This window comes from Iodobacter violaceini, from assembly GCF_011601265.1.
Lineage (GTDB): Bacteria > Pseudomonadota > Gammaproteobacteria > Burkholderiales > Chitinibacteraceae > Iodobacter > Iodobacter violaceini.
This window is the reverse complement of the sequence record NZ_JAAOLX010000014.1, coordinates 16,024-41,235: the sequence shown is the minus strand read 5'-3', so window position 1 is coordinate 41,235 and position 25,212 is coordinate 16,024. Positions and strand designations below refer to the sequence as shown.

General features: G+C 48.9%; 27 protein-coding genes and 1 pseudogene. 15 read left to right on the top strand and 13 right to left on the bottom strand.

The window, feature by feature from the left end; genetic code table 11:
* Positions 1–65 precede the first annotated feature (65 nt).
* Complete coding sequence (locus tag HA050_RS19970) at positions 66–701, top strand: ABC transporter substrate-binding protein (RefSeq protein WP_166830061.1); 636 nt, start codon at positions 66–68, stop codon at positions 699–701.
* A 48-nt stretch (positions 702–749) separates the two neighbouring features.
* Entirely contained in the window at positions 750–1,097 is a 348-nt protein-coding gene (locus HA050_RS19965; protein WP_166830059.1) for a hypothetical protein, read from the top strand.
* Between the two features lie 77 nt (positions 1,098–1,174).
* On the opposite strand, the gene HA050_RS22225 is transcribed toward HA050_RS19965, so the two are convergent.
* Positions 1,175–2,272: a site-2 protease family protein gene (locus tag HA050_RS22225; protein WP_205836523.1), complete on the bottom strand. Its 1,098-nt coding sequence runs from the start codon at positions 2,270–2,272 to the stop codon at positions 1,175–1,177.
* Positions 2,273–2,538: 266 nt separating this feature from the next.
* Entirely contained in the window at positions 2,539–3,540 is a 1,002-nt protein-coding gene (locus HA050_RS19955; protein WP_205836522.1) for a hypothetical protein, read from the bottom strand.
* A 167-nt stretch (positions 3,541–3,707) separates the two neighbouring features.
* On the opposite strand from HA050_RS19955, the gene HA050_RS19950 reads away from it, so the two are divergent.
* Positions 3,708–4,256 (top strand): ClbS/DfsB family four-helix bundle protein, encoded by a 549-nt coding sequence (locus HA050_RS19950; protein WP_166830057.1) that lies wholly within the window; start codon positions 3,708–3,710, stop codon positions 4,254–4,256.
* Here HA050_RS19950 and HA050_RS19945 read toward each other — a convergent pair.
* Positions 4,202–5,026: an isocitrate lyase/PEP mutase family protein gene (locus tag HA050_RS19945; RefSeq protein ID WP_166830055.1), complete on the bottom strand. Its 825-nt coding sequence runs from the start codon at positions 5,024–5,026 to the stop codon at positions 4,202–4,204. The genes HA050_RS19950 and HA050_RS19945 overlap by 55 nt on opposite strands.
* A 288-nt stretch (positions 5,027–5,314) precedes the next feature.
* Here HA050_RS19945 and HA050_RS19940 point away from each other — a divergent pair, with 288 nt between their 5' ends.
* Positions 5,315–6,790 (top strand): DNA-3-methyladenine glycosylase 2 family protein, encoded by a 1,476-nt coding sequence (locus HA050_RS19940; protein WP_166830054.1) that lies wholly within the window; start codon positions 5,315–5,317, stop codon positions 6,788–6,790.
* 156 nt (positions 6,791–6,946) lie between these two features.
* Here HA050_RS19940 and HA050_RS19935 read toward each other — a convergent pair whose 3' ends face one another.
* The 3 genes from HA050_RS19935 to HA050_RS19925 form a co-directional block, all read right to left on the bottom strand.
* Positions 6,947–7,483, bottom strand: coding sequence for a peroxiredoxin family protein (locus HA050_RS19935; protein WP_166830052.1), 537 nt, complete (start codon positions 7,481–7,483; stop codon positions 6,947–6,949).
* A gap of 50 nt (positions 7,484–7,533) precedes the next feature.
* Complete coding sequence (locus tag HA050_RS19930) at positions 7,534–8,073, bottom strand: carboxymuconolactone decarboxylase family protein (protein ID WP_166830051.1); 540 nt, start codon at positions 8,071–8,073, stop codon at positions 7,534–7,536.
* A gap of 131 nt (positions 8,074–8,204) precedes the next feature.
* Positions 8,205–8,858 carry a MarR family winged helix-turn-helix transcriptional regulator gene (locus HA050_RS19925; protein WP_166830049.1) on the bottom strand — a complete coding sequence of 218 codons (654 nt, stop codon included), beginning with the start codon at positions 8,856–8,858 and terminating at the stop codon, positions 8,205–8,207.
* Positions 8,859–8,998: 140 nt separating this feature from the next.
* Here HA050_RS19925 and HA050_RS19920 point away from each other — a divergent pair, with 140 nt between their 5' ends.
* From HA050_RS19920 to HA050_RS19910, 3 genes are read left to right on the top strand one after another with little or no spacing between them, the layout of a single operon-like run.
* Positions 8,999–11,104 (top strand): heavy metal translocating P-type ATPase, encoded by a 2,106-nt coding sequence (locus tag HA050_RS19920; protein WP_166830047.1) that lies wholly within the window; start codon positions 8,999–9,001, stop codon positions 11,102–11,104.
* A gap of 35 nt (positions 11,105–11,139) precedes the next feature.
* On the top strand, positions 11,140–11,346 hold the full coding sequence (locus tag HA050_RS19915; protein WP_166830045.1) for a heavy-metal-associated domain-containing protein: 207 nt from the start codon (positions 11,140–11,142) through the stop codon (positions 11,344–11,346).
* Positions 11,333–11,650 (top strand): metal-sensitive transcriptional regulator, encoded by a 318-nt coding sequence (locus HA050_RS19910; protein WP_369698419.1) that lies wholly within the window; start codon positions 11,333–11,335, stop codon positions 11,648–11,650. The genes HA050_RS19915 and HA050_RS19910 overlap by 14 nt, the downstream gene beginning before the upstream one ends.
* A 261-nt stretch (positions 11,651–11,911) precedes the next feature.
* Here the strand turns inward: HA050_RS19910 and fabG are convergent, their stop codons facing one another.
* Entirely contained in the window at positions 11,912–12,652 is a 741-nt protein-coding gene (gene fabG / locus HA050_RS19905) for a 3-oxoacyl-ACP reductase FabG (protein ID WP_166830043.1), read from the bottom strand.
* Positions 12,653–12,972: 320 nt separating this feature from the next.
* A pseudogene (locus tag HA050_RS19900) lies at positions 12,973–13,260 on the bottom strand (DUF3579 domain-containing protein); the annotation flags it as partial.
* Between the two features lie 343 nt (positions 13,261–13,603).
* On the opposite strand from HA050_RS19900, the gene argF reads away from it, so the two are divergent.
* The 8 genes from argF to HA050_RS19860 all read left to right on the top strand — a co-directional run bounded on the left by argF (position 13,604) and on the right by HA050_RS19860 (position 19,794).
* Positions 13,604–14,518 carry an ornithine carbamoyltransferase gene (gene argF, locus HA050_RS19895; RefSeq protein WP_180273564.1) on the top strand — a complete coding sequence of 305 codons (915 nt, stop codon included), beginning with the start codon at positions 13,604–13,606 and terminating at the stop codon, positions 14,516–14,518.
* 109 nt (positions 14,519–14,627) lie between these two features.
* On the top strand, positions 14,628–15,248 hold the full coding sequence (leuE, locus tag HA050_RS19890) for a leucine efflux protein LeuE (protein WP_166830041.1): 621 nt from the start codon (positions 14,628–14,630) through the stop codon (positions 15,246–15,248).
* Positions 15,249–15,279: 31 nt separating this feature from the next.
* A complete protein-coding gene (locus HA050_RS19885; protein ID WP_166830039.1) occupies positions 15,280–16,494 on the top strand; it encodes an argininosuccinate synthase in 1,215 nt (404 codons plus the stop codon).
* A 70-nt stretch (positions 16,495–16,564) separates the two neighbouring features.
* The gene (locus HA050_RS19880; RefSeq protein ID WP_115226795.1) at positions 16,565–16,786 is read left to right on the top strand and encodes a DUF2788 domain-containing protein; all 222 of its coding nucleotides are present in this window, start codon (positions 16,565–16,567) and stop codon (positions 16,784–16,786) included.
* Between the two features lie 10 nt (positions 16,787–16,796).
* On the top strand, positions 16,797–17,108 hold the full coding sequence (gene ppnP / locus HA050_RS19875; RefSeq protein WP_166830037.1) for a pyrimidine/purine nucleoside phosphorylase: 312 nt from the start codon (positions 16,797–16,799) through the stop codon (positions 17,106–17,108).
* A 54-nt stretch (positions 17,109–17,162) separates the two neighbouring features.
* Positions 17,163–17,657, top strand: a complete 495-nt coding sequence (locus HA050_RS19870; protein ID WP_166830035.1) for a YajQ family cyclic di-GMP-binding protein — start codon at positions 17,163–17,165, stop codon at positions 17,655–17,657.
* A gap of 40 nt (positions 17,658–17,697) precedes the next feature.
* On the top strand, positions 17,698–19,533 hold the full coding sequence (locus HA050_RS19865) for a sensor domain-containing diguanylate cyclase (protein ID WP_166830033.1): 1,836 nt from the start codon (positions 17,698–17,700) through the stop codon (positions 19,531–19,533).
* Between the two features lie 84 nt (positions 19,534–19,617).
* Positions 19,618–19,794, top strand: a complete 177-nt coding sequence (locus HA050_RS19860; RefSeq protein WP_166830031.1) for a DUF3149 domain-containing protein — start codon at positions 19,618–19,620, stop codon at positions 19,792–19,794.
* A 50-nt stretch (positions 19,795–19,844) separates the two neighbouring features.
* On the opposite strand, the gene HA050_RS19855 is transcribed toward HA050_RS19860, so the two are convergent.
* The 5 genes from HA050_RS19855 to radA form a co-directional block, all read right to left on the bottom strand.
* Entirely contained in the window at positions 19,845–21,470 is a 1,626-nt protein-coding gene (locus HA050_RS19855) for an ArnT family glycosyltransferase (RefSeq protein ID WP_166830029.1), read from the bottom strand.
* Positions 21,471–21,586: 116 nt separating this feature from the next.
* Positions 21,587–21,844 (bottom strand): type B 50S ribosomal protein L31, encoded by a 258-nt coding sequence (locus HA050_RS19850; protein ID WP_099397356.1) that lies wholly within the window; start codon positions 21,842–21,844, stop codon positions 21,587–21,589.
* Positions 21,845–21,948: 104 nt separating this feature from the next.
* Positions 21,949–23,205, bottom strand: a complete 1,257-nt coding sequence (rho, locus tag HA050_RS19845; RefSeq protein ID WP_099397357.1) for a transcription termination factor Rho — start codon at positions 23,203–23,205, stop codon at positions 21,949–21,951.
* Between the two features lie 127 nt (positions 23,206–23,332).
* Entirely contained in the window at positions 23,333–23,659 is a 327-nt protein-coding gene (gene trxA / locus HA050_RS19840; protein WP_099397358.1) for a thioredoxin TrxA, read from the bottom strand.
* Positions 23,660–23,783: 124 nt separating this feature from the next.
* The gene (radA, locus tag HA050_RS19835) at positions 23,784–25,136 is read right to left on the bottom strand and encodes a DNA repair protein RadA (RefSeq protein WP_099397359.1); all 1,353 of its coding nucleotides are present in this window, start codon (positions 25,134–25,136) and stop codon (positions 23,784–23,786) included.
* Between the last annotated feature and the right edge of the window lie 76 nt (positions 25,137–25,212).

Below are 25,212 nucleotides of genomic sequence, written 5' to 3'. Positions count from 1 at the left end.
TCAAACCTCCCTGTGAATACAAGCAGAGCAGCCTTATGCACACACACAACACGCTTTCCCGACTAATGAAACACTTTACCAGCGCAAACTTGCTCTTATTGATTTTCATATCAAACATGGCTTTTGCTGAAGACTTTGAGAACCCCGAAAAACATATCCAGCATGTTTATCAAGAGTTTCTTCATGATTTATCGGCCAACGAGCAGCTAAAAAGCTGCAACGAATGGGCAATCAAAGATTATTTACTGACCAAATTCGATATATTTTTAAGCACGCACAATTTACTGCACAATATTGGATTTAAGCAAACAGAAGAGTCTCTTTCCGGATTGCCAGATGATTTTAAAAACCAGCTAAATACAGAATTTAAAAAATATATCATCCAGGATAATTTAAATTCCATTAAATCATTCTGCTCAGCAACAAATTTAAAAACCCAAAAAAGCAATGTTGACTTTACGGTTAGCTATGTAGTCACATCAGTAAAATTAGCTAGTAAAAAATCAAAACGTGTCGATTTTTTTCTTCTCAGGGGCTGGGATCATTGGCTGATCGCCGACATCATCTCTGGAAACGATTCGCTTGAAGAGAGATATCGCAATAAGTTTGGCAAAACAATTCGCACTGAAGGGTATAACGGCCTTCTTAAACAGCTTACAGAGATCAATCAAGAGAAAATAAAGCCATCACTTAGCAACTAGCCTCTCTCTGTTTTAAATGCAATAAGATGTGCATCTTAGGCGATCCAAATGCATAACAATTTAATTCGTTTTTTTCTTATCAGCAGCTTTGCTTGTGTTCCACTATCAATACTGACAGCATATACTTTTGGCAATAGCGGCCATGGGGGGCCGGGTGGCTGGGGCAGCCTTTTTCCTGCCACTATGTGCTCCGCCGTACTTTTAGCTCCTTTACTTTTGGCCGTAAGTATCTCTCTAAGACTACACAAAAAGAATGCAGAAGACCAAAAACACACATACGCAAAACTTATGCTATTACTAGCGGCTATTTCATTATTACTTGCACTATTTTCATTGGATTTAATCCTGTCTATCATATTCAGCAACTACAAAAGCGTAACAAATCTATTGTTTTAAAAGCTTATTAACCTTTACCCTATAAAAAAGCCAGATCATCCAATCTGGCTTTTAAAATTTACAAACTATGCAGCGCCTTAACTTTTTAAAACCTGCAAAGGCATACGCAGCATTTCGTCGCCATGGCCTGCAAAATACCAGATGATGCCAATCAAAGCGCCAACGGTGATTAAATACCAAACAGTGGAAAAGATTTGCCCGTAACGATCCAGCGGCAACAGATGGCTTTGATGCCGGCCGCGCCATTCAAAAATAATTTCCACACTGCCAATCAATAGTAAAAACCCAAGTAATGCCAGACCCAGTGAATAGCTGATAAACACACCCAGCGCCGCACCAACCACGCAGGCGATGAGCCCTAATTTGCTGTTCATTGAAAAACTGATACTTTTTAAGATATGCCCGCCATCCAGCGGCAAAATGGGTAATAAATTAAACAGATTAAGCAGGGCATTAAAGGCAGCCAAACCCGCAAACAGCATCGAGCCTGTCAGCCAATAAATAATCAGGCAGGCAATCGATAGCAACAGACCAAAGCTTGGCCCCATAATTGAAATCACCACATCCTGCCAGCGGGTATTGATTTTATCATCCGTCATAGCTAAACCGCCCATAAAGGGGATTAAGTAAATGCCCTTGGTTTTTAAACCAAAGTATTTCATCGCCCTAATATGCCCATATTCATGGAAAACCAGGCAGACAATCAGCGCAATGGCAAACTGGAAAGAAAACAGCCATGAATAGGCGGCAACACTGGCCCCGGCCAATGCCACCTTAACCAGCTTGGCACTTTTCAGCAGTTTCAGCGCCAGCGCGCCCAAACCCAAAATACTGAGTTTATTTGGCTTTATATTTTGCTTTACCGGGGTTTGGCGCTCAATATCCTGTGTATTACGCATGCCTTTAAGCGCCTCTTTTTCATCAATCAATAAGCGATATTTGAGAATAAAAGGCTGCCATTGCAAATCTGTTTCAAGATGAACACGCGTCGTTGCCATAGTGCCATCCGGGCTGACTGCCGAAAGCTCAAATTGCAAAACACTTAAGCCTTCGCGCTCAGCCGAGGCATTTTTTTCGGCAACGAGGGTATTATCCCAAAATAGCTGCTGCCAGCCCGCAGGCGTGCCCTCAAGCCTGAGCGATTTTCCGAGGCAATTAATATTTAATAATTCCACAGCGTATCCAATTTAATTAATAAATCAACAATGCATAAAAACTGAGTGAATAAACATATTTTACGGGTTTACAGATATTTAAGGGAAATCACAAGCCACCCTGGCCGCCACAGTGGCTCTGATCTGCTTAGCTTCATCCCGTTCAGGCGCTTATCCGGTTCCGGTACATTCGCCCGCAATGTAAGCAAATGCACATAAAAAACATCATCCGCAGCAAAAAGGCCGCAATACCATTGCGGCCTTCACAAACCTTTTTTATTCAGGTTTTAATGCCTTGCCGCAGGCAGCTGTTTTAATACTTCATTCGTAAAATAGGGCTCGTCTTCTACCCAGAATATATAATCCAGGCCGAGATAATTCTGACCAAATTTCAGAATATCATCCACCGTATTTTTTTTGCCGGTCTTTGGATTAATCTGGCGAAGATTACCATCCTGCACCGCCATGCCTTTGATTAAGCGATGAGGATAGTCTTTAAAAAAACCATAACTCTGGGCCATATGAGCTTTGCGGTAAGGCATTAAATCTGGCCCGCCCACGCCCATTTTCAGCGATTTAGCCAGGGCAAACAGCCCGCGCATATAGCCCTTATCATCGTCTGGCAGCCATTCATCCGGCAGGAAATTTAAATAAACCATGGCAGTGGATTTCTTAAATGCCCCTGCCAATACACGCATATTGTCACCAATCGCATCCACATAGGCTTTAGAACTAAAATCTTCAGGAAAAGTCGTTGTGCCATCGGCATTTTCAGTGCCAATATCAATCGAGCTTTCGCTAAAATTTATCCCTGCAATTTTGCCATCAAATTCACGCCCCAATTGCCGGATGAGTTTTTGATAACGTTCACGTACTGGTGGCTCCCACATTTTAGGCGACCAGCCATATTCATCATCAGTAACCGGCTTATTTGGATCGCGCTCTGGCGCACTCAGCATACTTTGCTTAATCGCTCCGCCCTTATAAACAGGGTCTTGCAAAAGATAGGCAGGCACATTGGGGCGGGGCGAAAAAGACTTTTCCTGCAGCTGAATCCAAAGTTTTTTATTCATCGAATTCAAATAGGCGATATCTGCTTTAATGGCGCTAAAATCATAGTTATCTTTAGTCGGCTCAAGATCCCGCCATTTATAAACAATTTGCGCGCCACTAAAGCGCGGATCAAGCAGGCCTTTATCTGCCTTAATATTTACACCATCTGCCTCGCGGTGATTGATGTAAATAAAGTGCTGCAGAGTCGGCGCGGCAGCAAAAGCCGGCGAACTCATAACAGATAAAACCAGCGTAAAACTGAGAAACCGGCTTAGCATAATGACTCTGCTCAGGATGATGGATACTCAAGTTAACCTGAATACGGCAGAGCAGATACCCAGATTATTTACATATTTTAAGTAAAATCTATTTATGCCAGCCAATAGATAACAGGGCTTATGCCATGCCACTTCCATGCAATAAAGCAGAGCTGCTTCTGAACTTCGACAGTGCTTATTCCAGACTTATAAAAGAGCTAGCCACCATAGCGCCACAAGATACAAGATTGCCTGAAATAGAAGGAGAAATATCGGCGTGCGATCTGCTTGCCTATCAAATAGGCTGGGGGCAACTTTTATTGCAATGGGATAAAGACGAGTTACAAGGGAAGCCTGCACAAATGCCTGCACCGGGTTTTAAATGGAATCAGCTTGGGCTGCTCGCCCAAAGCTTTTACACCCGTCATTGCAATTCATCATTCAGCCAATTAAATGCAGAATTTGCCGAATTAGCCGGGAAAATTCGGCAATTTATTCTGGATAATGAAGAAAGCACGCTTTTTGAACAGGGTAAAAGAAACTGGGCGAGGGACAAATGGCCGATCGTAAAATGGATACAAGTCAACACCATCGCCCCATGGCAAAGTGCGTGCTCAAAACTGCGCAGATGGAAAAAACATCAGGCTCTGCCCGCTGCTGAGCGCCCTAGCGATTCTGCCTCTGCAAAACCATAAAAGCGCTCACCCATCAATTGCCAGGTTCCTGCTTCACGCGCCTCATGGGCAATATCACGCAAGACGCCCATCACCGCCAACATCGGACAAACACCCAAGCTCACCCGGCGCACGCCGGTCGCAAACAGTGCAGCAGCGGAAGGCGCGCCGGGCATGGCCATCACGCTGACGGGGCCGTTTACCAACGTACAAAGACGCGTCAGTGTGGGTAAATCAACGAGGCCCGGCACAAACACCATATCGGCCCCTGCGGCTAAATACGCATTGGCCCGCTCTGCCGTGATGCTTAAACGCGCTTCCTCATTCACACCCAAGCCCAGCAAATAGGTGTCGGTGCGGGCATTGATCCAGAGTAAATCCCCCGCCACCCTTCGGGCGGCACTTATTCGGGCCGCTTGGGCGCTTAAATCAAACAGCCCCGCTGCGCCATGCTGTCTATCTTCTAAATTCACCCCTACGGCCCCCGCCGCAATCACCGCCTTAATGGTTTCTGCCACCGCTTCGGGCGGGCTGCCGTAACCTGCTTCAATATCGGCAGTCACCGGCACGTCTACCGAGCGGCAGATGGCAGCCAGCTCGCTGAACATGATCTGTGGATCCATTTGCTCGCCGTCTTTAAACCCACGCGAATAGGCGATACCGCCACTCGTTGTACCGATGGCTGCAAAGCCCGCTGCGGCAAAAACCCGCGCGCTGCCTGCATCCCAGGCATTAGCAAGTAAAAACTGGCCCTGTTCGTTAAGTGTGCGAAATTGCTGAGCAAGCTGCATAGTGTGTCTCCCGAAAAAATCGCATCTTGCCGTGATAGCAAAGACAAGGCTGGCGCTTTTCGGACACGGCCATGGCTGAGGCTAAAAAGTTCTGCAGACACAAAACCAAATATTTGAACCTCGGAGTAAAAGGAGAACACAGAGAGTCACGGAGGAAAACACAGACGGGGCTTCTCCGTGAAACTCCGTGTTCTCTGTGTCCTCAGTGTTTTAAGATTTGGGTTTTACATGCCAGCCACGTCCGAAAACCGCTAGCCTGCGTCTGCCTTGCCTGTCATGATTTCACCTATGAAACTCGATCACGATATTTGCTACAGGGCACTGGCCAGCCGCGATGCGCGCTTTGACGGGCGATTTTTTATTGCCGTCAAAACCACCCGTATCTATTGCCGGCCCATCTGCCCTGCCCGCACGGCCAGGCAAGAAAATGTTTTATTTTTTCATACCGCGGCCGAGGCGCAAGAGCTTGGCTTTCGCCCCTGCTTACGCTGCCGGCCAGAAGCCGCCCCCCATTCTGGCGCCTGGCGTGGCGTATCTAACTCTGGATTTTCCAACACGGTAAGCCGTGCGCTCAGGCTGATTGAGATGGGGGCATTGGACGAAGGCTCGCTGGCCTCACTTGCCGATAAATTGGGCGTAGGCGAGCGCCAGTTGCGCCGACTATTTGAGCAATTTGTGGGCGCATCGCCACAGGGCGTGGCACAAACGCGCCGGGTGTTGCTGGCCAAGCAGCTGATCCACGAAACCGCAATGCCCATCACCGATATTGCTTTTGCCGCAGGCTTTGGCAGTGTGCGCCGCTTTAACGAAGTCTTTCAGCAGCTTTACCAGCGCCCGCCCAGTGATTTGCGCAGAGATAAGCAGGCCGGATCATCGGCCGGCGTCACCCTGCTGCTGCGCTACCACCCGCCTTATGATTGGCAAGCGATGCTGGCCTATTTATCGGCTCGCGCCATAACTGGGCTAGAGATCGTAGAGAGCGGCATTTACACCAGAACGATCTGCATCAACGGCGTGCAAGGCACGGTATCGGTGCAACAGAGCCAGCACCATGCGCTGGCAGCCACCATCTGTTTTCCCAACTTAGCCGCCCTGCCACAAATTATTGCCCGCCTGAGAGCCATGTTTGATTTAGCTGCCGACCCGGACATCATTAATCAACAATTAGCCAGTGACCCGCTGATGGCAAAACTCACCACAAGACACCCTGGCCTGCGCGTACCCGGTGCCTGGGATGGTTTTGAGCTGGCGATTCGCGCCATCCTGGGCCAGCAAATCACCGTCGCCGCCGCGATTAAACTCGCGGGAAAAATGGTGGCACAATATGGCGAGCCCTTGCTCACCACCGATACACAACATCCCTCTTTAAGCCATGTATTCCCCACGCCTGCCGTATTGAGTAAGGCAAATTTCACCGGCATGCCGCAGAGCCGCGCCAAAACACTATCGGCGCTTTCCGCTGTTTTTGGGGCCGATCCTGATTTATTAGCCAGCGGCAGTGATTTTGCAGAAACCAGCGCCAAACTGCTCGCCATCTCCGGCATCGGCGACTGGACCACCCAATATATTGCCATGCGCCAATTGCGGGAGCCCGACGCCTTTCCCGCCAGCGACGTTGCCCTGATCAAAGCCATCACCCAATTAGAAGGGCCTTGCAAGCTCAGCGCCAGAGCCGAAGCATGGCAGCCTTGGCGAGCCTATGCTGCGCAGCATCTTTGGACATCGCTAGGGGATGGTGTGAATGCGGAAGATAAAAAGGAATAAAACACGCTGATTAAAAGAGGCGACTAAACCTAAAACCACAAAGTAAGCGGGAACACAGAGCACACAAGCAGCAATTCTTTGGTTTTCTCTGTGCAACTCTATGCTCTCTGGGGCATCGAGGATTTAAGATTTGGGTTTTCTTCCTTCAGGCCCATTCTAAGCAATGCGGCAACCATTGGCATCGCAAGCGCCTTCTGGCGTATTTGCCACAGGATCCACCACTGCCTCTGCCAGCAAACCACCCAACTTTGCCCCCAGGCGTAAATCATCCAGATGGCCAAAGTGCTGCAAGCGCAGCTGGCCTTGCCGGTCGATTAAAATAAGGCTGGGTGTGCCTTGTAGCCCATAGTATTGCATAGTCTGCGGGATAGGCCCCTGCAAGGAGGCCTGATCGATTCCTACGGGAAAGCCAATGCGATATTCGTGCAAAAATACCCGTAAAGCCTCAGCACCCATCACCGAATGATGCTCAAAAACCGAATGCAGCCCCAGCACCACAACATCCGATTTGACAAAAGCACCACGGATGGCTCTGGCTTGTGGCAAGCCATGGCTCACGCAGGCCGGGCATAGCATTTGAAACACATAGATCAGCACCACTTTACCCAAAAGATCATTTAAGACCACGGGCTGATCGCTATTAAGCCATTGAGAGGTCTGCAGAGCTGGCGCCAGGCAAATGGATGAATTCATGATTATTTTTCCTGTTACGACAGAGGGGCAGCGCGCTGCCCCCTTATCCATTAAGCAAGCAGCGCTACTTCAGGAAAATCCACCGGCACATCAAATGCCACATTGACATAGTTGGTGAATAAATTAAGAGCAACATGGGCAAGAATCTCAACGATATGCTCGTCGTTAAAACCATGCTCCCGCAGCCGGGCAATGTCGTCCGCTGAGACTTGCCCGCGGTTTCCCACAAGCTTCAAAGCAAACTGCAGCGCAGCGCTGGTCTGCGGATCGCCAGCTTCACCCGCCTGGGCCGCCCGCATTTCATCGGCAGTTGCCCCTGCATTTTTTCCTAAGGCGGTATGCGCGGCCAGGCAGTATTCGCAGCGATTACGATTGGCAACGGCTACCGCAATTTGCTCGCCCAGCTTAGGGGCAATCACCCCTGCACCCAGCGCAGCAAAAGAGCCCCACATACTTTTAAGCGCCGCAGGCGAATGGGCAACAACGCGAAACATATTTGGCGTGGCCCCAAATGCAGCATGAATTTGTGACAAAACGGCCTGACGATTTGCGGTGGTGGATTGGGTGTCAATTAAGTGAAGGTGAGACATTTTAATTCCTTTGCATAGATAGAAATGAGAGAGGGGTAAAACAAGAGCTGCTTAGCACGTTTTAATTCAGTTATCGCACATATACATAGGACTCCTAACTATTTAGATTAAAAAAAATAGCGCTACTGCTGCTATTCCATTTTTTCCCAATTTTGCCGGGCAATCACAGGCTCTGCCTGAATATGCTCAGGGCAATCAAGCCGCAGCAAGGCCACTGACAATGGTGCATCAACCAAGCGGCAATGATGCGGCGCAATGCTATTTGCATGCACATTGGCCGCAAAATGCTGGCAGCTAAGGCAGGCGCGTAATTCAGGAAAACGCTCTGTTTGCTGCAGCTGCCCAATCAAAGCCAGCAGGGATGAAAACAATTGCTCTTGCTTAGGCGGAGGTAAACGCCCGACAGCCTCCAGCGCAAAACCCGTAGCATCCACAATTTTTAAAGCCAGCGCCTGCCCTGCTGAAGTGAGCCGCAAAGCCACGGCCCGCCCGTCCCCGACAGCACGCCCTTTTTCGATCAGCCCTTTGGCCACCAAAGCGGCAATCGAATCGCTGGCACTGGCTGCCGTTACGCCCAGCTGCTGCGCAATCCACGATAACCGAACACCCTCGCTGCGTGAGCGCAAGATTTCTAAGACTTCCACTTGAGCGTGGTTTAAGCCCTCAGCCGTCGCAAACTGCCACACCCCCGTGCGCAATACCGAAGCAATGCGAGAGATGGCACTGACAATGCGCTCGCTGCCCGCCGGGGTATCACTCCAAAGTGTTGAAAGTTCTGTATCCATCCCTACATCCTAAAACATGAAGTGCGAATTGTAAAGGACTCCTAATCAATTTATTTTTCCAGTATGAGCCAGCCCGTGCTTTCTAAGGCTTTCAATATACCCTACATGGGTATATTATTATTCCGAACTGGAGAGGAAAAATGACTACAGAAATCCAACTTCGTCTTGGTGGCATGACTTGTGCGGCTTGTGCGGCTCGGATTGAGAAAATCCTTAATCGCCAGGCAGGTGTGGCTGCGGAGGTTAACTTTGCGACTGAAACTGCGCATATCAGCCGTAGCGACACGACTATCACCGCCGAATCGCTGATTGCCACCATCAGCCGCGCAGGGTTCACCGCCGAGCTGGCCAGCACGCCAGCTGCGGCAGAGAAAGACGAGCGCTGGCCGCTGCTTATTGCCGCCCTGCTCAGCCTGCCACTGATGGCCAGCATGTTTAGCACAGATCACGCCGAGCTATTGCCGCGCTGGCTGCAGATGCTGCTGGCTACACCAGTGCAATTTATTTTGGGCTGGCGCTTTTATCGCGGGGCATTTTTTGCGCTGAAAAATGGCGGAGCAAATATGGATGTGCTGGTGGCGCTGGGCACAAGCATGGCTTATGGCCTGTCCGCCTCCGTTACCTTGCTGGGCCTGCACGAGCAGCACGTTTATTTTGAAGCCAGCGCGGTGATTATTACGCTGGTACTGGCAGGAAAATGGCTGGAAAGCCGCGCCAAAAAGAAGACATCTGGGGCGATTAGCGAGCTTTTAAAGCTGCAACCTAAAACTGCAAGAGTAGAAACGGCTGAAGGACTCATTGACGTAGCCATCGGCCAGCTCAAGCCCGGCGATATCGTGATCGTGCGCCACGGCGAAGTGATTCCCGTCGATGGTGTAGTCATCGAGGGCCAGGCTGCAGTCGATGAAAGCATGCTGACCGGCGAAAGCCTGCCGGTCGAAAAAAATATCGACAGTAAAGTATTTGCTGCCACAAAAAACAGCAGCGGCATGCTCAAAATCCGCGCCAGCAGCGTGGGCAGCAAAACACAGTTAGCAGAAATTGTGCGGCTGGTGGCCCATGCCCAGGGCTCTAAAGCACCTATCCAGCGACTTGCCGACCAGATTTCCGGCATCTTTGTGCCCATCGTAGCGGCGATTGCCGTGCTGACCTTTTTGGGGAGTTTTTGGTATTGGGATAGCGCCGTTACCGCACTGATCCACGCGGTTGCTGTCCTGGTCATCGCCTGCCCTTGCGCCTTGGGGCTGGCCACGCCAACGGCAATCTCAGTCGGCATAGGCCGTGCAGCGAAGCAGGGTATTTTATTCAGGAATGCCACGGCGCTGGAGCATGCGGGCAAAATTGAAATGCTGGTGGTCGATAAAACCGGCACGCTCACCACAGGGCAGGCCAAGGTGGTGGAGATCATCAGTTTACAAAGTGATATCTCCAAAGATGAATTGCTGCAGCTGGCAGCCAGCTTAGAGCAAGGCTCAGAACACCCATTAGCCCACGCCATCCTGGCCGCCAACACTCTGCCACTCTTGCCTGTCAGTGACTTTGTAGCTGTACCCGGGCAAGGCGTGATGGGAAAGCTTGGCGATGGCAGTGAAATCAAGGCCGGCATCCCAAGCTGGGCTGGCGAAATGCCAGAAAAAAATACCCAGCCGTACACCTTGGTCAGCATCGCCAAGAATGGCCTTTTGCTTGGACAATTGGCACTGGCTGATACGCTACGAGCCAGCTCGGCAGAAGCCGTCAAACGCTTGCACAAAATGGGGATAGAAGTAGTTATGCTGACTGGTGATCAGCCCGCCACGGCCGCCGCCATTGCCAAGGCCAGCGGCATCCGTCAGCATCAGGCCCTAATGCGCCCGCAAGACAAGGCTGCGTTTATTCAGCAGCAAAATAAGGTAGTAGCGATGGTTGGCGATGGTGTAAACGACGCCCCTGCACTCGCCGCAGCCGGGGTCAGCTTTGCCATGGGTGCGGGCAGCGATGTGGCGATTGAAGCTGCCGACATCACCCTGCTGCATAACGATTTACTGGCGGTGAGCGACGCGATTGCCCTCTCCCGCGCCACCATCAAAAAAATCCGCCAGAATCTATTCTTCGCGTTTTTCTATAACACGCTGGGTATACCAATGGCGGCCATCGGCCTGCTCAACCCGGTACTGGCAGGAGCTGCGATGGCGCTGAGCTCGGTTTCGGTAGTGAGTAATTCTCTGCTGCTGAGACGGTGGAGAAGTGCGGGGATTTCAGAGTAAGAATTCAGATCATGAAACATTTAAAGGAGCAAAAAATGGAACACAGCACACTTAAAATCGAAGGCATGACCTGCATGGGTTGTGTACGTACTTTAACCGGCGTATTAAACGCCCTGCCCGGCGTTAGCCATGTGGCGATTGATTTGGAAAGCGGCATCGCTAAAGTCGATCACAACGCCGCCCTGACTACGACCGACACATTAAGTGAGGCCATTGAAGGAGCGGGCTTTGAGCTTGCCTGATTGCTGCCCGGATGAAGGGCCAAAAGTGGTTCAGCCAGGCAAGCAAAAACTGCTCTCCCGCCTGAATCGCATCGAAGGCCAGGTGCGTGGCGTGATTAAAATGGTTGATGAAGACAGATACTGCGTGGATGTGCTGACGCAAATCTCGGCAATAAAATCCGCCATGGATTCCGTCGCCATGCAGTTACTGGAAAACCACGCCCATGGCTGTGTGGCACAGGCCATTAAAGACGGGAAAGGAGATGCGGCGATTGATGAGCTGATGATGGTGGTTAAAAAGCTCAGTGGAAAAACACTGGGGTAAAACGTACAGGGTAGCTTAGGCCAATTGAAATTCGAATCAAGAAAGAACAGCTTCCCCGCCGTAATCCGCCGCGGCACAATAGCGGGTTACGGCCGAAACAGCTCAGCCCTCTAATCAGCACCACGGGCTGCCTGCCCCACCCTGCATTAGCAGCTCAAAAAAGAGGGCACTGAGAAAACCAATATCAGGTTTTCTCAGTGCCCTTTGTATTCTCCCTTTAGCTCTGTGTCTGCAGATTTCAGGGAATTCAAGCATCCAAACTTACAACGTCAAACCACCCGTCACTTCAATCGCGGCGCCGTTGATATAGCTAGCTTCATCGCTGGCTAAAAACGCATATACATTGGCAATTTCTTCAGGGGCTGCCATGCGTTTCATGGGAACACGCTCTTCCATGGCCTGGATCACTTTTTCTGGCATAGCTTTCAGGATAGGGGTGGCAACAAAGCCAGGGCAGACTGCATTGGCACGAATGCCTTTTTTACCCAGCTCTTTGGCCCATGTTTTGACAAAGCCAACCACACCAAATTTGGCCGCAGCATAATTGGTCTGTCCAAAGTTGCCATATACGCCAACGACGGAAGAGGCATTCAATATCACGCCGCTGCCCTGCTCCACCATGGTATCGACCACAGCACGGGCACAGTTGTAAACGCCTTTCAGATTGATATCAATGACGCGGTCAAACTGCTCTTCCGTCATTTTGATCAGCTGTGCGTCCTGCACAATACCGGCGTTATTCACCAGCACATCAATGCGGCCAAACTGAGCCTTAACCGCCGCCACCATTTCGGCAATCTGGGTTTTATTAGTGACATCCACCACATGGCCTACTGCCACAGCGCCGCTTTGTACCAGGCTGGAAACAACCGCATCAATCCCACTCTGGTTTACATCACAAACCACCACTTTAGCGCCTTCTGCTGCAAACTTAACCGCTGTGGCCTGACCAATCCCGCTGGCGGAACCTGTGATAATCGCAACTTTATCTTTAAGTCTCATAACACACCTTTCATATCAATTGAAAATGGCCACGCCCGAAATGTGCTGATTACGCAAGCCCGCTGACTTATAAGCCTGTGCATCAACAGCAAACAAGCAATTAATTCCAGCATAGACGTACTTGGTGCAACGCAACAAGCCAATAATCGCAAGAATCAAAAGATTCACACATTTTGTGAATGGATCAAACAGCCCATACCTGCGCAGCACAATGCACAGCAAACCGGACTAAATAGAGGGGGAAAATGAAGATTCGCCGCCAGACAATGTCCGGCCAGCGATAAGCAGAATGTTTATTCTGCGGGCTTGTCCGCGTAATGCTCGCTCAGCAAGGAGCGGCAATCAACAATGCGCAAGTCATTGTCGCGGGCAAAGGTCATAAGGAACTCAAAGACACGCGGGTCGATTTTCTCAAGCTGCTTATCAACCGCCACACAACGCACATTATCGTGCACCATCGGGCGAACAAAAGGAGCATAAGAAAGTTTCTGATCAACGCCAAAAGTACTGAGGATGCCAGACAAGCGATCAGCCCAGTCGCTGGGCCGAAATTCACGCCCATTACTGGTAATGCCCTGAATAATGATTTCGTATGGATTGCAGATCATTTTAACAACAGCGTATTTAATGGTGGAATATCTACCAGATTATACCATCGCAGGCCAAACTGCTGCCTTAGAAATTCTCAAACTCTTACTGATCATATCTGGCCAATAATAAAAAAAGCAGCTGACAGAGCTTGCCAGCTGCCTGCAAACGGTTGAATAATGGTTGTTTTTTTCTCAAAGTGGCTCACACCGTTTCAAAAATGAAGGCCGCATGGTCTGCATGAATAACCTTGGCATCGCCTTGAAAACCTGTAAGAAATTGTGCACAGCACAGCAGATCACAGCTTCGGGCACACCACGGTTAATCCTTTTTTGAACCGGCAGCCCATTCGGACTGTTCCCTATGCGCCATTATCTGCAATTTACTGATTTCACCCGCGAAGAATACGATTACCTGTTCAAACGCGCCGCCATTCTTAAAGCAAAACTAGCCGCAGGCGAGCTTTACCAGCCGCTGATTGGCAAAGTTTTAGCCATGATCTTTGAAAAATCATCGACCCGCACCCGCGTTTCTTTTGAAGCCGGCATGGCGCAATTCGGTGGTCATGCGATGTTTTTGCAATCAAAAGACACCCAGCTGGGCCGTGGCGAGCCGATCGAAGATGTGGCAAAAGTCATTAGCCGCATGACCAATATTGTGATGGTGCGCACTTTTGAGCAAAGCATTGTTGAGCGCTTTGCCGATAATTCTTTAGTCCCTGTGATTAACGGGCTGACTAATGAATACCACCCATGCCAGATTCTGGCCGATATTTTTACCTATATCGAAAAAAATGGCTCGATCGAAGGCAAAACCGTGGCATGGATCGGCGACAGCAATAATATCTCCCGCACCTGGCTGCAAGCTGCCAAAATTTTTAACTTTAAGCTCAATCAGGCCTGCCCGCGTGGCTATGAAATGACCATCCTGGATGGACAAAAATACGGCGCTGAGCATTTTGAAACCTTTTACGATCCTTATCAGGCCGCCAGAGATGCCGACATCGTCACCACTGACGTTTGCACCTCAATGGGATTTGAGCGTGAAACACTGCAGCGCAGAAAAGACTTTTTGCACTACAAGGTCAGCGAAAAAGTGATGCTGCAAGCCAAGGCCAACGCCATGTTTATGCACTGTCTGCCTGCTCATCGCGGTGAAGAAGTTGATCCTGAAGTGATCGATGGCCCGCAATCTGTCGTGTGGGATGAAGCAGAAAATCGCATGCATACGCAAAAAGCAGTGATTGAATATCTATTACTGGGTAAAGTAGAGGGCTAAACGCTCAAAAATAAGCAAAACTGGTCATTTACCCTCGTTTAGAGCACCAAGATTTAAAAAATGACGCATTTTCAGCGCCGGATAGCCCAGTAATACAGGATCGCACTTCATGTTTGGCATTACCGATTTAAGCAGTTATTTGCTCGGCACTATATTTATCATTTTATTGCCGGGGCCAAACTCGATTTTCGCTTTGTCTGTTGCAGCCAAACAAGGCGTACGTGCAGGTTATGCTGCCGCCGCAGGCATTGTGACCGGCGATTTAATCCTGATGTTACTCGCCAGTGTGGGTGTTGCATCTTTGATGCGTACTCATCCTGCAGCATTTGATATGGTTCGCTACGCCGGAGCCGCCTATTTAGCATGGATGGGCATCAAAATGCTGCTGCCAAAACCTCAGGCAGGCAATCAAAAAGCGGTTGAAATACCGTCCGGCCATATTTATAAGCAGGCACTGTCTATTTCGCTTGTAAATGTGAAAGCAATTTTGTTTTTTATGGCATTCTTCCCCCAGTTTGTGGACCCGACTTATGACCGGATTCCGCTCACTTTTGTAGTACTTGGCATGATCGTACAAGCCGTAAGTCTGGCTTATCTGACCTTTTTAATTTTTGCTGGTGCTGGCCTTTCCAGGCGACTAGCAGGCAAACAGTGGCTGGGCCGTTGGCTGGCTCGCCTGACCGGTGTACTTTTCATCAGTTTTGGTGCGCGGCTTGCTCTCTTTCACTAATCCTTGCCTTTCTCCCCCTCTTGGAGTTCTCATGTCTGACGTAAAAAAAGCGGTTCTTGCCTACTCTGGTGGCCTCGATACCTCGGTAATTCTGAAGTGGTTGCAAGATACATATCAATGCGAAGTGGTGACTTTTACCGCAGACCTGGGCCAGGGTGAAGAGCTGGAGCCTGCCCGCCAAAAAGCAGTGAATTTTGGCATTAAGCCAGAGAATATTTTTATTGATGATTTACGCGAAGAATTCGTTCGTGACTTTGTCTTCCCCATGTTTCGCGCCAACACCGTTTACGAAGGCGAATACCTGCTGGGTACATCCATTGCCCGCCCGCTGATTGCCAAGCGTCAGATTGAAATCGCGAACTTAACCGGGGCAGATGCAGTCAGCCACGGCGCTACAGGCAAGGGCAATGATCAGGTTCGCTTCGAGCTGGGCTATTACGCCCTGCGCCCGGACATCAAAGTGATTGCGCCATGGCGTGAGTGGGATTTAAACAGCCGTGAGAAACTGCTGGATTACGCTGAAAAACACGGCATAGATATCGCCAAGAAAAAGAATGGCGGCAGCCCTTATTCTATGGATGCCAACCTGCTGCATATCTCTTACGAAGGCCAGGTATTAGAAAACCCTGCCGATGAGCCGGAAGAAGATATGTGGCTATGGTCTGTCAGCCCGGAAAAAGCACCTGATGCTGCAGAATATGTAGAGCTTGAATATGAAAAAGGCGATATCACCGGCATCAACGGCGTAAAAATGAGCCCGGCTACCGTACTGGCCACACTCAATCAGCTGGGTGGTAAGCACGGCATTGGCCGTCTTGATCTGGTTGAAAACCGCTTTGTGGGTATGAAGAGCCGCGGCTGCTACGAAACCCCAGGCGGCACGATTATGCTTAAAGCGCACCGTGCTATTGAATCCATCTGTCTTGACCGCGAAGTGGCTCACCTGAAAGACGAGCTGATGCCTAAATATGCCAGCCTGATTTACAACGGTTACTGGTGGGCACCTGAGCGTCTGATGCTGCAAAGCATGATTGACGCCAGCCAGGCCCATGTAAATGGCTGGGTGCGCGTGAAGCTCTATAAAGGCAATGTGATTGTGGTGGGACGTGATTCTAAAGAATCGCTGTTTGATGCCAATATTGCTACCTTTGAAGACGATGGCGGGGCTTATAATCAGGCTGATGCTGCAGGCTTTATCAAACTGAATGCATTGCGTATGAGAATTGCCGCTAAATTACGCTCGTAAGTTTAGATATGATTAAAACAAAGCCGGCTTACTGCCGGCTTTGTTCGTCAACAGAACCAAGGGAAACGCCATGCTTGAGGCATTTAAAAACATTTCAGAGGAAACATTTACCACTTTATCGGTATCCATTCTCTGCACCGGCCTCATCATTTATATGGGTTTTATTATTTATCGCTTAGCAGCTGACTCTAAAGCCGGCCGCTATGGCTCACTCGTCCTATTTTTCACCTTAGGCTTCGGTGTATTTGGCTTTATTGTTAAAACCGTACTGACCGAAATCATTCAAAAATAAAGAGTAAATCATGTCGCAATTCGATAATGTATCTGTATTAAAAAAAGGCAATGTCTATTTTGACGGGCGCTGTGTATCTCACACCCTCATATTAGCAAGCGGCGAAAAGAAAACCGTCGGCGTTATTTTGCCATCTGCTTTAACTTTTAACACCGGCGCTGCAGAGATCATGGAAATCATTGATGGCCTCTGCCATGTAAAACTGGCCGGTGAATCTGCAGCCACCCCCTATACTGCAGGCCAAAGCTTCAATGTACCTGCTAACTCCAGTTTTGACATTGAAACGATAGAAACACTGCATTATGTTTGCCATTTTGCTTAAACAGCAAACGGCCCAAATAGCTTTAATTCACTACTTACTATAAAGGAGAAGCCCATGCCTTCTTTCGATATCAGCTCCGAACTCGATATGGTCGCCCTTAAAAACGCGATTGATGCTGTTGAACGCGTCATCAATAATCGCTTTGATTTTAAAGGCACCAGCGCCAAAGTCGATTTAAACGAAAAAGATGAAACCATCACTTTGCATGGTGATTCAAACGCTCAGCTCGATCAGATTAAAGACATTTTATTTCCTGCACTGGAAAAAAAAGAAGCTGACAGCAGCAAACGCCTGGAAAGCGGTGATGTACAAAAAGTATCCGGCAACAAAGTCAAAGTAGAAATGAAAATCAAGGCGGGGATTGATCAGGATTTAGCCAAAAGAATCATCAAACTGATTAAAGATGAAAAGCTGAAAGTGCAAACAGCGATTCAGGGTGATACCGTGCGTGTAACAGGTGCCAAGCGCGACATCCTGCAGGAAGTGATTGCATTAATGAGAAAATCCATTACTGACTTCCCATTACAATATCAAAACTTCCGCGACTAATACTTAGGATCAGGGCGGCAGAGTTTCTGCCGCCCACACCATGAACTGGACCACTCGCCAATCTGCTTTTATAACCCTGCTTGCCATGCTTTTTGGTCTGGGGATGATATTTATTCTTGCCTATCAGGTGAATAGCTCTTATCAAGTAGAAGTACAGCGCACACGCCTTGAAGCTGCCCATCAATCCAGCACAATTGCCAGCCAGATTAGCAGCTCGTTAAGAGAAATCGACATTATCCTCAAAGATCTGAGTGATAAAATCAGCCCGGATGATTTAAGCAATACCGAAAAAAGCAGCGCCCGCAATCAGGAATTGCAAAATATTTTATTAGATAAACTGCTGCAAATTCATCAGGCCGACAACATTATGCTGGTCAGCAGCAATAGTAATATCAGTCACCGTGCATTAGATACGCCAGGCAGCGGCCAGCTTATCAATAACGATTACTTTCAACTTGTCCGCAATAATCGTTACCAGGAAAAAATTTATGCCCGTCTTTCAAACCGCAGTGAAAACACAGGCATAATTGTTGCGCGCAGAGTGGAATCGCTGATGGCCGATTTTTCCGGCCTGATTGTTGCCAGTGTTACCCGCAATTATTTAGACAATCTGCTCAGCAACCAAAATATTGGCAAGCATGCCAGCATCCATCTTATAGACCAGAACAAAGGCGTATTAGCTAAATACCCTTCTCACGCCTCTGCACCTGTATTTGATGACCTCGTTATTCAAAATTTAATGAACGGCAAAGAAAGCAGTGCATTAATTAGCCATACCGAGCCAACACAAAGCATCAGCAGTTATCACCCGATCAAAGACACCCCATTTATTGTTGTAGTGAATGTGTCATCAGAAGACTATTTACTTCTCTGGCACAAAAACACACTTTATTATTTATTTGGCGGGGGCATATTACTGATCATGGCCCTGCTGATGTGCTATTTCTTCTGGCGCTCGCACCGGCTCACGCAAAACCTGCATAAAAAAGAAAAATATTTAAATGCAAGTGAAGCCCGTTTTCGCCAGATGATTGAAACCAGCCCAGTCGCTATTGTATTAGCGCGCATGCCTGATTATTTTATTACCTATATCAATCATCAGGCCGCTGAATTATTTGACCAGACTCAGGCAGGGGCACTTTCTCAGCGTGCATTCGAACTATATAAATCTAAACTGACCTTCATGGAACAGGTGCAAAGAATTCATCAAGGCGATGCCCAGCACAATATAGAGGTCTTGCTGCAACGCAAAGACGGACAGCCCTTCTGGGGTAATTTATCTATGTCTGTGCATGAAACCAATCAATCAACCACCATCATGATTGGTATTAGTGATATCACCAGTAAAAAACAGCTGGAGGCCGATCTTCAGCACAGGGCAACCATAGACAGCTTATCCGGTTTATTTAACCGTGCTTATTTTACCGAGCGTGCTAACCATGAAATTGCACGTGCTAAACGCAACCAGCAGCCCCTTATTGTGATCATGCTCGATATTGACCATTTCAAAAAAATTAATGATAACTGGGGACATGATACGGGCGATATAGCAATTCAAAGTTTAGCCGGGCTTTGCCAGTCTACTCTCAGAGACATTGATATTATTGGCCGTATTGGCGGTGAAGAATTTGCTATTTTGTTGCCAGAAACCGATTTAGAAAAAGGTTTCCCGGTTGCGGAGCGCTTAAGACAAAGAATTGAAGCACAGCGTATTTCATTAACTGACAAGCAAACCTTACAATTCACAGCCAGTCTTGGGCTGACTATTTTAGAAGCCGATGATCAAAAAATTGACCGGATACTTAAACGCGCCGATCAGGCACTGTATCAGGCTAAACACGATGGAAGAAATCAAACCGTTATTTTTAATAAGTAATGACATATAAAAATTGATATGCATCAATACCCACAGGCCCAGTTTGTATTTATATATCATATATATAAATATATGGCGGTCATCATGGAAAATACACCACTTCAAGCGCTGTTTACTTCCGATATCGGCTTATTAAGCTTATTTACTATATTCTTCGTCCTGGGTATGGCTATCTATATTTTTTTCTATGTACGCCGTAAAGTAAGTGAAGACACTGTAGCGCATTTAAAAACACTGGATAAAAACACCAGTAAACAATAAATAATATAATTGAAGCTGTTAAAAAGGATCGCCGGGGCGATCCTTTTTAATTATTGAACCACAATGAGTGCAAAAGATTCTTTACGCTCACCCGCCCGGTTTCCACGCCATAAAACGGTACTCCCAAGCGGCTCGCCTCCAATGGTCATCCGCAAACCGCAAGACTCTGCCTTCGTGCCCTGCTGCAAAGTAATACCCGCAAAATATTCAAACGAAGCCAGCGGCGCAGAAGGAATATTTCGCCCGTCGATACACCCTTTTTGCTCCTTCATTGCACCCAGCAAAGAATATGAAACCGCACGATAGCTTTTCTGAGCATCCAGCCATGGCTGCCAGAGGCTGATTAAGACGCCCCAGATCAAAGTTACCCCGCACGCCCAATTAGTTACCGCCAGCCGCCCTGGCGGACGTTTACGGGCAATAACAATGCCCCAGATAACAGTCAGGCCAATCGCAAAAATAATGCCCGGCACATCCCATTGCTCCAGATAGGCAGGGCTTGCTTCACGCAAGGTCCTTGCCAGGCCGGCAGGTGCGCCCGTGTGTACCGCCAGCCAGCCCAGCCATAGCAAAGCAGTGAACAGGCCAAAAGTCATCAGGCCAAACCAATTCAGAGCCTGAGCTGCACCACGGCGTAAATCATCCACTCCGCTGGCCCCAAGAATAGACAAAGGCAGCAACACGATCAGCGCATGAGACTCACGCGCATCGCCTGCCATCACAAACCAAAGCACATGCAAAAGCAGCAAAACACTAGGCAAAAGCATTTTAGGATGAATGAGCTGCCGGCGGTTTGCCCATAAACCCCAAATAGCCAGAGGCAAAGCTGGCCAGGCAAACCACAATACAATCGAGGAGAAAAAGCCAAATGCATGAAATGCTTTAAAATCCGCCATGCCGCCAAATGGCCCCAGAGCATATTGATCAATCCACAAATTAAATACCGGGCGCGCATGCTGATAAAGATCGATAGGCCAAATTGCACTAAGCGGCACAGCAATCACCAGGGCAGAAAGCAAACTCACCCCAAAAGAGGTGTTTCGCCATGGTCTGAATAAAAACAACAACAATGCTGAAGTAAGTGCCAGCAAAAACTCAGCCCAATTCCCCCCTAAAAGCAGCAGCAACCATGCAAGCCCCAGTATTAAGCCCGCACGTAAAGGCTGGCGCAGGGCATAGGCTAATCCATAAATATGCCAGGCAAACCCAGTCAAAACCAAAACCTGAGGGGACAAATGATGCCCCCAGATGATCAGCCCAATGCAGCCTATCAGCGTAATAACAGCAACCCTGCCATAACGGCGCCCGTATAACTCACGCCCTGCCAGACCCAAGCCCCATAAAGCCAGCGCCATCCAGATGCCTGTTGTTAACCGTGCCGCATCGTGCACTGCCATACCTAATTTTTGCAAAGGCCACGCAAGCAGCGCCGCGCTCCAATAATATAAAGGGGCGTGCTCCAAATAAGGCTGCCCTGCAAACTGGGGCACAGACCAATACGCTCCATGCATAAACTGCTGAATCACGGCTGCAGTTTCAACTTCATCGGGCTTCCATGGATCATGCCCAATCAGGCCCGGCAGCAGCCAGACCAAACAAAGCAGCAACAGCAGCCAGGGCTTTTCAGCAGCTGCAGCCTGCGGCTCACGCTCTAGAGGAGGAATATAAGTCAACATGGTATTTGCCCGGGGCCTACAGGAATCTGAAAATGACGATCAGATTTTTAAAGACAACTTAAAAATGCAAAAAAGGCAGCGCGCGGCTGCCTTTTTCAGATACTGCGCAGGAACAATTATTCCTTGCTGCCGTACATGCTGTATTTTTGACGGAACTTGTCGATACGACCAGCAGTGTCCACGATCTTTTGTTTGCCGGTGTAGAATGGGTGTGATTCCGAAGAAATATCCAGCTTAACCAGTGGATATTCTTTGCCGTCAGTCCAAACGATAGTTTGTTTAGCAGTCAGAGTAGAGCGGCTCATAAATGTGAAATCAGCAGCTACGTCTTGGAATACAACATCTTTATATTCTGGGTGAATACCGTCTTTCATTTTACTTCCCTTTACATTTAGCGTGCTGGGGTTGTGCCAACACTAGCCATAAAAACGAGATCATCGCACAAAAGCGCACTGAGAACAAGCTGCGCTGTATGTGTTTATCGGCGCATTGAATCAAAGAAATCCATATTATTTTTGGTGCCTTTGATTTTATCAAGCAGGAACTCCATCGCATCCAAATCATCCATTGGATAAAGTAATTTGCGCAGAACCCAAATCTTTTGCAATTGATCCTGCTGAATCAGCAATTCTTCACGGCGTGTGCCGGAGCGATTTACATTTAATGCAGGATAAGTACGTTTTTCTGCCATACGACGATCAAGGTGGATTTCATTATTACCCGTTCCCTTGAATTCTTCGTAAATCACATCATCCATACGGCTGCCGGTATCAATCAGCGCAGTGGCAATAATCGTTAAGCTGCCACCCTCTTCAATATTACGCGCAGCACCAAAGAAGCGCTTAGGACGCTGCAATGCGTTTGCATCCACACCACCCGTCAATACCTTGCCAGAGGCAGGTACTACGGTGTTGTAGGCACGGGCTAATCGGGTAATCGAATCCAGCAGAATCACCACGTCTTTTTTGTGCTCAACAAGGCGCTTGGCTTTTTCAATGACCATTTCGGCCACTTGCACGTGACGTGTTGCCGGCTCATCAAAGGTAGAAGAAACCACTTCGCCCTTCACGGAGCGCTGCATTTCGGTTACTTCTTCAGGGCGTTCGTCAATCAGCAGCACAATCAGCATCACTTCAGGGTGATTCGCACTGATTGCGTGGGCAATATGCTGCAACATCACCGTTTTACCGGTTTTAGGCGGCGCCACTAAGAGTGCGCGCTGGCCTTTACCAATAGGCGCGATCAAATCAATGATACGGCCGGTAACATTTTCTTCGGCACGAATATCACGCTCAAGATGTAAACGCTTATTGGGGAATAATGGAGTTAAATTTTCAAACAGAATTTTGTGCTTGGCGTTTTCTGGTGGCTCGCCATTTACTTTATCAACCTTAACCAGAGCGAAGTAGCGTTCGCCATCTTTAGGCGTTCGGATTTCGCCATCAATGGTATCGCCGGTATGCAGGTTAAAGCGGCGGATTTGGCTGGGGCTGACATAAATATCGTCAGGGCCGGCCAGATAGGAAGTATCCGGGCTTCGCAAAAAACCAAAGCCATCGGGCAACACTTCCAGCGTACCATCGCCGTAAATGCTCTCGCCTTTTTTGGCTTTTGTTTTCAGAATGGCAAAAACAAGATCTTGCTTACGCAGCCGGTTTGCACCGTCGATCTCGCAGGACGTAGCCATATCAACAAGTTCGGAAACATGGAGGTGTTTTAAATCAGACAGGTGCATAGGGAGGGCGCGCTTGAATAAATCGGGAAGGGAAAAAATAGAAATTAAATAATCCGGGCGGGCCGAAAAGAATATCCGGCTGGCCCAGTTGAATATCCATAAGCCTATATGGATTTACTCAGTGCTGTCAAATATTACTATCAAGAAATGCGGTTAATTGCGATTTTGACAACGCACCAACCTTAGTGGCTTTCACTTCACCTGCCACAAACAGCATCAGTGTTGGAATACCACGAATACCATATTTAGGCGGAGTCGCCTGATTATCATCAATATTCAGCTTAGCCACTTTCAAACGGCCTGCGTATTCGGCACCAACTTCTTCCAGAATCGGAGTAATCATTTTGCACGGGCCGCACCATTCTGCCCAATAATCAACCAAAACAGGGCCCTGGGCCTGCAACACTTCTGCTTCAAAAGTGGCATCTGTAACCTGTGCGATATGTTCACTCATATTTAATCTCCAGCATGGGGGTAATCAATTGGCTCATCAAATCCTAGACGAAGGATGAAGCAGCCAGCAATGTTTTATTGATGTGGGCGTATGCTTATTTTTCAAGCCCATTGTACTCGAAAACTTACATGGCCGCGTTAACAGCCTCTTCAAGACGCTCAACCAGAGTCACCGTCATCCCCTCAATACTTTGGCGTGGCCGGTTCCCTTTGGGCACAATGGCATGTGTAAACCCCAGTTTGGCGGCCTCACGCAGGCGCTCCTGCCCCCGCTGTACCGGCCTCACTTCACCCGCCAGCCCTACCTCACCAAACACCACCAGTTTTTCCGGCAAAGGCCGGTTTTTTAAAGAAGACACAATCGCCAGTAAAACGGCAAGGTCTGCAGCGGGCTCGGCGATCCGCACACCACCCACGGCGTTAATAAACACATCCTGATCAAATGCCGCAATGCCCGCATGCCGATGCAAAACAGCAAGCAGCAAAGCCAGACGATTCTGCTCAACCCCAACAGCAAGGCGCTTAGGCTGAGGGGAGTGCGAATCATCAACCAGCGCCTGAATTTCTACCAGCAGCGGCCGGGTCCCCTCCTGTGTGACCAGAACACAGCTCCCCGGCACAGGTTCTTTATGCTGAGACAAAAAGAGTGCGGAGGGGTTGGAGACTTCACGCAGACCTTTATCAGTCATGGCAAAGACGCCCAGCTCGTTAACTGCACCAAAGCGATTTTTAATCGCACGGATCAGCCTGAAGCTGGAATGCGTATCCCCTTCGAAATACAGCACCGCATCCACAATATGCTCCAGCACCCGCGGCCCGGCAATTGCGCCATCTTTTGTAACGTGGCCCACCAGAAAAATAGTGGTCCCGGTACGTTTGGCATAGCGTGTAAGCTGCGCGGCACACTCCCGGACCTGTGCCACACTACCTGGAGCCGATGTAAGTGCTTCTGAATAAACCGTTTGAATCGAGTCAATAACCGCAACCTGCGGGCCCACCTTTTCCAGTGCAAGCAGAATTTTATCCAAACCAATTTCGGCGTAAAGCGCCACTTTGCCCGCAGGCAAGCCAAGGCGTTTAGCGCGTAAAGCAATTTGCTGAGGGGATTCCTCACCGGATACATACAAAACAGGGCGCTCTGCAGCCAGCAGGGTCATGGCCTGCAGCAGCAGCGTGGATTTACCAATTCCCGGGTCCCCGCCAATCAGCACCACACCACCGGGCACCAGGCCACCGCCCAATACGCGGTCAAGCTCGGCCATACCCGTTGCGATACGAGGGATTTCCGCCGCCTCCACATCGCTTAGCTGGCGGATTGCACCATCGGCAGCCAATGACTGAAAGCGGGTGCTTGCTGCAGTTTCTGCCACACCTTCCTGCAGGGTATTCCATTCACCACAACCGGGGCATTGCCCCTGCCATTTAGAAGATGCAGCACCGCAGAGCTGACAAACAAAAGAGGATCGAATTTTAGCCATAGGCCGGATAATACAGGAGTCAGCACCGGGCAGCCCGGCCGATATTACAAAGGGCCCGCTGCCAGTTATAAAAAAA

What these genes read in the sequence shown, in the direction of transcription:
- HA050_RS19970 (WP_166830061.1), top strand. Translation starts at nt 66, where the DNA reads ATGAAACACTTTACCAGCGCAAACTTGCTCTTATTGATTTTCATATCA.
- HA050_RS19965 (WP_166830059.1), top strand. Translation starts at nt 750, where the DNA reads ATGCATAACAATTTAATTCGTTTTTTTCTTATCAGCAGCTTTGCTTGT.
- HA050_RS19955 (WP_205836522.1), bottom strand. Translation starts at nt 3,540, where the DNA reads ATGAGTTCGCCGGCTTTTGCTGCCGCGCCGACTCTGCAGCACTTTATT.
- HA050_RS19950 (WP_166830057.1), top strand. Translation starts at nt 3,708, where the DNA reads ATGCCACTTCCATGCAATAAAGCAGAGCTGCTTCTGAACTTCGACAGT.
- HA050_RS19945 (WP_166830055.1), bottom strand. Translation starts at nt 5,026, where the DNA reads ATGCAGCTTGCTCAGCAATTTCGCACACTTAACGAACAGGGCCAGTTT.
- HA050_RS19940 (WP_166830054.1), top strand. Translation starts at nt 5,315, where the DNA reads ATGAAACTCGATCACGATATTTGCTACAGGGCACTGGCCAGCCGCGAT.
- HA050_RS19935 (WP_166830052.1), bottom strand. Translation starts at nt 7,483, where the DNA reads ATGAATTCATCCATTTGCCTGGCGCCAGCTCTGCAGACCTCTCAATGG.
- HA050_RS19930 (WP_166830051.1), bottom strand. Translation starts at nt 8,073, where the DNA reads ATGTCTCACCTTCACTTAATTGACACCCAATCCACCACCGCAAATCGT.
- HA050_RS19925 (WP_166830049.1), bottom strand. Translation starts at nt 8,858, where the DNA reads ATGGATACAGAACTTTCAACACTTTGGAGTGATACCCCGGCGGGCAGC.
- HA050_RS19920 (WP_166830047.1), top strand. Translation starts at nt 8,999, where the DNA reads ATGACTACAGAAATCCAACTTCGTCTTGGTGGCATGACTTGTGCGGCT.
- HA050_RS19915 (WP_166830045.1), top strand. Translation starts at nt 11,140, where the DNA reads ATGGAACACAGCACACTTAAAATCGAAGGCATGACCTGCATGGGTTGT.
- fabG (WP_166830043.1), bottom strand. Translation starts at nt 12,652, where the DNA reads ATGAGACTTAAAGATAAAGTTGCGATTATCACAGGTTCCGCCAGCGGG.
- argF (WP_180273564.1), top strand. Translation starts at nt 13,604, where the DNA reads ATGCGCCATTATCTGCAATTTACTGATTTCACCCGCGAAGAATACGAT.
- leuE (WP_166830041.1), top strand. Translation starts at nt 14,628, where the DNA reads ATGTTTGGCATTACCGATTTAAGCAGTTATTTGCTCGGCACTATATTT.
- HA050_RS19885 (WP_166830039.1), top strand. Translation starts at nt 15,280, where the DNA reads ATGTCTGACGTAAAAAAAGCGGTTCTTGCCTACTCTGGTGGCCTCGAT.
- HA050_RS19880 (WP_115226795.1), top strand. Translation starts at nt 16,565, where the DNA reads ATGCTTGAGGCATTTAAAAACATTTCAGAGGAAACATTTACCACTTTA.
- ppnP (WP_166830037.1), top strand. Translation starts at nt 16,797, where the DNA reads ATGTCGCAATTCGATAATGTATCTGTATTAAAAAAAGGCAATGTCTAT.
- HA050_RS19870 (WP_166830035.1), top strand. Translation starts at nt 17,163, where the DNA reads ATGCCTTCTTTCGATATCAGCTCCGAACTCGATATGGTCGCCCTTAAA.
- HA050_RS19865 (WP_166830033.1), top strand. Translation starts at nt 17,698, where the DNA reads ATGAACTGGACCACTCGCCAATCTGCTTTTATAACCCTGCTTGCCATG.
- HA050_RS19860 (WP_166830031.1), top strand. Translation starts at nt 19,618, where the DNA reads ATGGAAAATACACCACTTCAAGCGCTGTTTACTTCCGATATCGGCTTA.
- HA050_RS19855 (WP_166830029.1), bottom strand. Translation starts at nt 21,470, where the DNA reads ATGTTGACTTATATTCCTCCTCTAGAGCGTGAGCCGCAGGCTGCAGCT.
- HA050_RS19850 (WP_099397356.1), bottom strand. Translation starts at nt 21,844, where the DNA reads ATGAAAGACGGTATTCACCCAGAATATAAAGATGTTGTATTCCAAGAC.
- rho (WP_099397357.1), bottom strand. Translation starts at nt 23,205, where the DNA reads ATGCACCTGTCTGATTTAAAACACCTCCATGTTTCCGAACTTGTTGAT.
- trxA (WP_099397358.1), bottom strand. Translation starts at nt 23,659, where the DNA reads ATGAGTGAACATATCGCACAGGTTACAGATGCCACTTTTGAAGCAGAA.
- radA (WP_099397359.1), bottom strand. Translation starts at nt 25,136, where the DNA reads ATGGCTAAAATTCGATCCTCTTTTGTTTGTCAGCTCTGCGGTGCTGCA.